5 protein-coding genes, 1 tRNA gene and 1 CRISPR repeat array are annotated in these 6,769 nt (G+C 46.9%); of the genes, 5 read left to right on the forward strand and 1 reads right to left on the reverse strand.

The window, feature by feature from the left end; translation table 11 throughout:
• Positions 1 to 98 precede the first annotated feature (98 nt).
• Positions 99 to 1,292, forward strand: a complete 1,194-nt coding sequence (locus QXU03_04325) for an FprA family A-type flavoprotein (GenBank protein ID MEM2170969.1) — start codon at positions 99 to 101, stop codon at positions 1,290 to 1,292.
• Positions 1,293 to 1,417: 125 nt separating this feature from the next.
• Here the strand turns inward: QXU03_04325 and QXU03_04330 are convergent.
• A tRNA-Val gene (locus QXU03_04330) sits at positions 1,418 to 1,492 on the reverse strand.
• A gap of 128 nt (positions 1,493 to 1,620) precedes the next feature.
• Between QXU03_04330 and QXU03_04335 the strand changes: the two genes are divergently transcribed.
• The 4 genes from QXU03_04335 (at position 1,621) to QXU03_04350 (ending at position 5,623) form a co-directional block, all read left to right on the forward strand.
• Positions 1,621 to 2,985 (forward strand): serine hydrolase, encoded by a 1,365-nt coding sequence (locus QXU03_04335; GenBank protein MEM2170970.1) that lies wholly within the window; start codon positions 1,621 to 1,623, stop codon positions 2,983 to 2,985.
• A gap of 49 nt (positions 2,986 to 3,034) precedes the next feature.
• The gene (locus QXU03_04340) at positions 3,035 to 3,481 is read left to right on the forward strand and encodes a thioesterase family protein (GenBank protein MEM2170971.1); all 447 of its coding nucleotides are present in this window, start codon (positions 3,035 to 3,037) and stop codon (positions 3,479 to 3,481) included.
• A gap of 134 nt (positions 3,482 to 3,615) precedes the next feature.
• The gene (locus QXU03_04345) at positions 3,616 to 4,770 is read left to right on the forward strand and encodes a hypothetical protein (protein ID MEM2170972.1); all 1,155 of its coding nucleotides are present in this window, start codon (positions 3,616 to 3,618) and stop codon (positions 4,768 to 4,770) included.
• A 46-nt stretch (positions 4,771 to 4,816) separates the two neighbouring features.
• Positions 4,817 to 5,623, forward strand: coding sequence for a SagB/ThcOx family dehydrogenase (locus QXU03_04350; GenBank protein MEM2170973.1), 807 nt, complete (start codon positions 4,817 to 4,819; stop codon positions 5,621 to 5,623).
• A gap of 328 nt (positions 5,624 to 5,951) precedes the next feature.
• Positions 5,952 to 6,708: direct repeats of the CRISPR family, unit length 24 nt; unit sequence CTTTCAATTCTTTACATTGTATTC.
• Positions 6,709 to 6,769: the final 61 nt, after the last annotated feature.

Genomic DNA, 6,769 nt, shown 5'->3' on the forward strand with positions numbered 1-6,769 from the left:
TAGCAACAGGACCTCTACTTCGTGGCTGTGATAGCCATCTATGCAAGTCTTGCTTATTTTGCCTCGTAACTATGAGCATGCATGGGGGTGGACGAGCCTTGAACAATGTTATTACTACCAAGATTGCAAGAGACCTCTACTTGGTTAGGACTATTGACCGGCAAACCAAGTATTTTGAAGGGATGTGGGAAATACCCGAAGGAGTAACGTACAATTCCTATGTCCTTACAACGAGCAGCGGAGCGGTAGTTTTTGACACAGTGAAGCCTTTATTTACAGACTTATACCTCGATGCAATAAGTAAGATAACAGACTTCAAGGACATCAAGTACATAGTCGTGCACCACGTGGAACCCGACCACAGCGGAGTGGTTAAGCAGTTAGCTGAGAAAACGGGCTCACCGGTACTGGGACACCCCCTTGCCGATAAGATGCTGAAACGGTTCTACCAGTATACTGGTAAGTTCCAGTCCATAAGTGATCTTTACGAGCTCAGCACGGGAGAATACACGATTGGGTTCATCCACACGCCGTGGCTTCACTGGCCTGAGACCATGATGAGCTACATCAAGGAACTTAACGCCCTATTAACGTGCGATGCGTTCGGATCCTACGGGTCCTACGCGCAGATCTACTATGACGAGCTTGACGGGAATGAGAGGGGCAGGTACCGGTGGCTTATGCTCAAGTACTTTGCAAACATAATAGGCTTCTACAGGCATTGGGTTAGCAAGAACATTGAAAAACTGATATCAGTAGGAATTGAACCGGCATACATACTACCATCGCATGGACTAGCAGCCAGAGACAAATCCGTAAAGGAATTTGTAAACTTGTACTTGAAGTGGAGTCTGGGCGAGGTAGAAGAGTCTAAGATAATAGTGCTGTATACGTCTATGTACGGCTTCGTTAAAAAGGCCGTTAATGCCCTCATAGAAAAACTGCAATCCCTTGGGCTAAGGGTGGTAGTTTACGGCTTTAACGACATAGAACGTAGCCCCATCAGTGAAGTTATTGCAGATGTCTACGACAGTAAGTACGTAGTAATAGCGACTTCGGCATATGACGCGGATGCTTTTCCGATCGCAAAGCTCCTAGCCGAGCTCCTTTCAAGAAAAACCCCTCTAAGTGGTAAGAGGGTAATCGTGTTAGCGGCCCATGGTTGGGGTCCACGCGCTGGGTCGGTAATTAAGGGTATCTTAGAGCTTTACGGCTTCAAAGAGCTCAGTGTAATCGAGTTCGCTGCTGGAGAGCACGAAAAGATTGTCGAAAGCGTATTGAAGGCGCTGTAAGGTGGTTTCCGAGGAGTTTTACCGCTTCGAGCGAGGCGTACTAGTAGCCGCGCATACCACCACATGCAATACGCGCACTGCACGTCTTGGAGAAAGTGCGCAGAAGTGTATGCACGGCCTCTTAGTGGGCCCGCGGGGATTTGAACCCCGGACCTCCGCCGTGTGAGGGCGGCGTCCTAACCAGGCTAGACTACGGGCCCACCCATCATAACCATATTCATTCCTAGTGGATTATAAGCTTGAAGTCGTTGCCCGTCAACGGGATCTCAATACCTCAGCTAGTGGTTTTAAGCTACAAGTTCACTAACTCAAGCTAGGGGCTTCAGCTATGTCTTTTAACTCCCTCGAGAAGTTCATTCTCGAAAGGATTTCTAAGTACAGGATGCCGGGTCTATCGATAGCTTTATTGAAAAACGATGAAATCGTTTACGCGAAGGGTTTTGGATTTAAAGACGTGGAGTTCTCTCAGCCACCAACACCATATACGAACTACTGTGTAGGCTCGGTGACGAAGGCGTTCACCGCTCTGGCGGTAATGCAACTCTATGAAAAAGGGCTTCTAAGCGTTGACGACCCCGTTAATAGGTACGTAAGCACTATTAAAGCAGGCAATATCACGATTCATCACCTGTTAACGCATACTTCCGGCATACCGGCACTAGGTTATGCCGAGGCACTAATTAATAGCTATTATGGTTTGGGGGGTATCTGGTTGCCCATATCGGCACCAGACAGTGTACTGGCTTTCATGGAAGGTTACGAGGACTGGATCTTATTCAAACCCAGTGAGAGGTGGTTTTACCTAAACGAAGGTTACGTAATGCTAGGTAAGATCATCGAGAAGGTTACGGGATTGAAGTACGAGGAGTACGTTAAGCGGAACTTGCTCGACAAGATAGGAATGGATAAAAGCTACTTTACCAGGGAAGAGTACTTGAAAGATACTGATAGAGCAACACCCTATAACGTGAGCCAGGACGGCAAGCTCATCAAGGTAGAGCCGATATTTGGTATAAGCGCGGATGGAGGGTTATTTAGCAACGCGGTAGATCTATTAAAGTTCGCCAAGGCGATGATCGGCAGAGGCCGGTACGGGGATACACAGCTTGTTGGGAGCAAGCTCATCGAGCTGATGGAAACACCGCACGTGAAGTTACCGTACGAATCGCCGACAAGCCGCTACTACGGCTACGGATTAACCATTCACGACGATTTCCAGGGTAGAAAGCTCGTGGGTCACAGCGGCTCAGTCCTAGTTTATACGGCGTACTTGGGCTACATACCCGATGAAGGGGTGGCGGTCACCGTGCTATCGAATTCTAGTGGTTATCCACTATCACTTATTGGGGCTTACGCTCTAACGCTACTACTGGGGCGTAAACCCGAGGAGGCCCTGCACGTTATAAAGCAGGAAGAGCTTCTCGAGAGGCTTGAAGGAGTCTACACGGGGTTCAAGAACACGATTGGGTTTAAAGTCAAACGAGTAGGTGGTACCTTACTACTAGAAGACGTTGTCAGGAAAACCCAGATACCCATATACCCCGAGAGGCTTACGAGTGAGCATGCTCTCTTCTACGCGTACGGGCTTGGCGTGAAAATCCCAGTAGAGTTCGTTATCGAGGCGAACAGGGTTATAATGATATATGAAAGGTACGTCTCGGTGAAAACGGGTGCTCTAACTAGTGGTTTTTAAGCTAAGTTTTCTAGCTCTGCTTTGAGCACTACATTTTTGCTTATTAATGTTGAACACTTTTCGTTTACTCGGTGACGTAGACGTGAGTGGCCGGGATTTTGACATCCCCCTAAACACGGTGTGCGTAGAAGAGTATACCGTTAAGGACGAGCATGCGGCTAAGCATGTGGGTACAGGGGACGTCGCCGTGCTATCTACGCCATCGATGATCGCCTTCATGGAGAAAACATCGATGGCGTGCGTTCAGCAATATCTACCGCCAGAATACACCACTGTAGGGGTATTAGTGAACGTGAAGCACTTGAACCCGGCACCAGTAGGCTCTACTATAAGGGTTGAATCCAAGCTAGTAGCGCGTGAAGGTAGAAGACTTGTGTTCGAAGTCAAGGCACTATTAAAGGAAACCTTAATAGGTGAGGGCATACATGAGCGCTTCATTGTTCACGGGAAACGATTTATTGAAAGAGCTAAGAAAATCTTCGAGCAATCCGGCTAGACCGTGTCGTGGATCGTCCCGGCTGGAACGACCGATCCGGAACGCCGTACCCGATTGTTCTAAACTGTTTCAACGCGCAGTTCGCGTTGTCCCTTATTTTTAACTACTGCAAATTAGCAACATGGGTGTGAAATATGAAGTACATGGGTTTACTAGCCATAGCTCTGCTGGCAACGCTGCTGATCACGCCAATATCAGCTGTTATTGTAGCTCAAGAGGTGCCTTCCGAGGGGGCTAGGAACATGCCCGAGATCGAAACAGCGGGGCGTTGGGGTAAACTGAAAATAGGCTTATTGCTGAATGTGAGCTTTGAAAAAGCGCTAGAACTCGCATACGCTATTAGGAACATGACGTACGACCTCTTCCAGTGGGAGATAAGCTACAACATAACGGCTGCCAATGTAACGCTAACACGCGGTGACAAGTTCCTAGAAAAAGCTATAAGCGTAGCTGAAACGGAGCCTAGAAAAGCAGTTGTCTACGCGTTCGTCGCTAGTATACACTACAGCCATGCACCGGCTTTCGCAAACCCCGTGCTAGCTAGGGTAATTAGGGCTAACTTAGGAGAAAACGACACTATAACCGAGCAGACGGTTAACGCAGTAATAAGCGCCGCCGGCGAGCTGAGGGGGCTACTTGTAAACGCGGTTGAATACGCTAAAAGCAGAGACTACGACACTACTCTAGCGGAAAAGCTACTTGTAATCGGCGATGAGAGGGTTGCAAACGCCACGAGCATGCTCGCGGAAGGTAATGTGACGGCCGCGTTCAGGCATGCCGTCTCCGGCTACAGGTTCTACGTGAGGGCTTATCACGCACTGGTTAGGTCGGTATACGTCAAAGTAATTGGGGAGGTCGAGGGTACATTAACGGGGAGCGCGGTGGAGTACAGTGAGCCGCCTGCAAGGACTATATTGGAGGTGCTTCCAGTCCAGGTTAGAGAGTTGGTGAGAGCTAGAATTCAGCGCGGTGAAATACAGAAAGTAAGTGAAATAGTTAAAGAAATCGAAGAGAAGGTTGGAGAGGTGAGGGAGCGGATAAAACTCGTTGAAAAGGAAAACTTAAAGCAAGCCCTTATAAGGATCATGGAGATGGTCAGGGAGAGGGCTGGAAAGGCCGTCAACATCACGGTAAAGGAACTAGAAGACATCGTTGAAGAGTATTACAGTAAAGGCTATCGGGGGACTGGATTAGCTAAAAAAGTGATCGAGCAGCTATCTGAAAGGGTAAGCGAGTTAAAGAACGTCATGAAAATACCTCAACCACCAGCAAGGCTATCACGCAAGTAGCGTGGAGTTTTTATCGCGCTAATTTATTTTTTTAAATGGGGGCGTTTTGCGTAATATTCATATACTCGTTTCACTCGTGGTCTCTGTACTTATTGTAGTGTACACATCCTTACTTATTATAACAGTGGAGTACACGGGAGTACAGCCTTCACGGATCGTAGAAGATCACTACATACTGCTACCATTACCAAGGGTTCATAGCAATATGACCGTTGAAGAAGCACTGCTTCTAAGGAGGAGCATCAGGGAGTACACTGGTGACCCCGTTAAGTTAGAGCACCTCGCCTTGATACTATGGGCTGCGTACGGTATAACTGATCCTAGAACGGGTTTCAGGACGTCGCCGAGTGCAGGTGCTACGTATCCACTCGAGGTCTATGTGGTTGTCGGTGAAAAAGGCGTTTTAGTTGAAAACGGCGTTTTCTTGAAGCCCGGCGTGTACAAGTACCATGTACACAAACACACGCTCATACTACTAAAGGAAGGCGACTACAGGAGGGAATTGTACGATGCCGCCCTCCAGCAGCCTTGGATTAGAAGCGCGCCGGTGAACATTGTTATCTGCGCTGTTTTCGAGAGGACTACTAGAGTTTACGGTGAACGAGGTAAAGTAAGGTACGTTCCAATGGAGGTGGGGCACCTCGGCCAGAACGTTTACTTAATGGCTACTGCACTTGGCTACGGTACAGTTGTCGTTGGGGCGTTTTTTGATGATCAGGTTCGGGAGGTAGTCGGCGTCATGCCTGACGAGGTACCAATGTACATCATACCACTAGGCGTCCCTGCTACATATCACCGTATCTCCTTTGAAGATGTATGGAAATACATAGTGGAGAGGAGGGAGTCGTCGTGAGCGCCAGAACTCTTAAATGCGCGCTTCTACTAGTTGAACTCACTTCAATACCGCTCCTGGTCCTGGGGCTAGTTTACCTCGTAACTGGATACCAGTTGTTAGTACCGGGTATACGATTAGTTCCCCACGCGAGACTAGTTCATAGTGATAGGGCATTAAGAGTGATCCTAATCGCTTTCAGCACGATTCACGGATACGCCGGGTCATTGATTCTACTGCACAGGAGAGTTAAAAGCAAACAAGTAAGAGGCCTACTCGAAATCATCATAAACGTAGTAGTGTTATCTCTCATAATAGCTTTCACATACCTAGAACTACTAGTGAAGTGACCTTCAATTCTTTTATTGTATTCCAGAGGTCTGGGCGAGCGCGGGTTGCAAGCCCGACAACGTTCTCATGCTTTCAATTCTTTTTATTGTATTCGGTGTCGGTTTTCTATAGACCGATCATGATCCCTAAGTCTTCCTTTCAATTCTTTTTTATTGTATTCATCGTACGCAACGAGCTCGAGAATAGTAATATACGTTCCGACGCTTTCAATTCTTTTTATTGTATTCTCGCGGTCGTCGCTCAGACAATTGCGTCTTTAGCAGTGGACATAACTTTCAATTCTTTTTATTGTATTCTGTGTACGACAACAAGTACCTGTTCGTCCTCTTGTCGAAGCTTTCAATTCTTTACATTGTATTCGATGAGTGTTTTGGTTTTATTGGCTTGATAGAGCAATTATTATTCTTTCAATTCTTTACATTGTATTCAACGGGTGATAGGTGTATGAAGGTCTTTGGGGTTAAGAGACTTTCAATTCTTTACATTGTATTCACTTGGCATCTCCTTGATCTTAGCTAAACCGGCATCAATGTACTTTCAATTCTTTACATTGTATTCCTGAAGCATCCAGCCTATCAACACATACTCAACAGAAGAGTTAGAACTTTCAATTCTTTACATTGTATTCTTGCGACTTGTAGAGCACCAATCAGCCCCGCTGGCCTTTCAATTCTTTACATTGTATTCCACAGCTATCCCAGTACGACCCAGTGAGCATTCTGTACTATATACTTTCAATTCTTTACATTGTATTCGTAAATAGACACCCCCGCCCCACCCCCACACTTTCAACGGACTCTTTCAATTCTTTACATT

The sequence above is a fragment of the Desulfurococcaceae archaeon genome, from assembly GCA_038845865.1.
Lineage (GTDB): Archaea > Thermoproteota > Thermoprotei_A > Sulfolobales > Desulfurococcaceae > UBA285.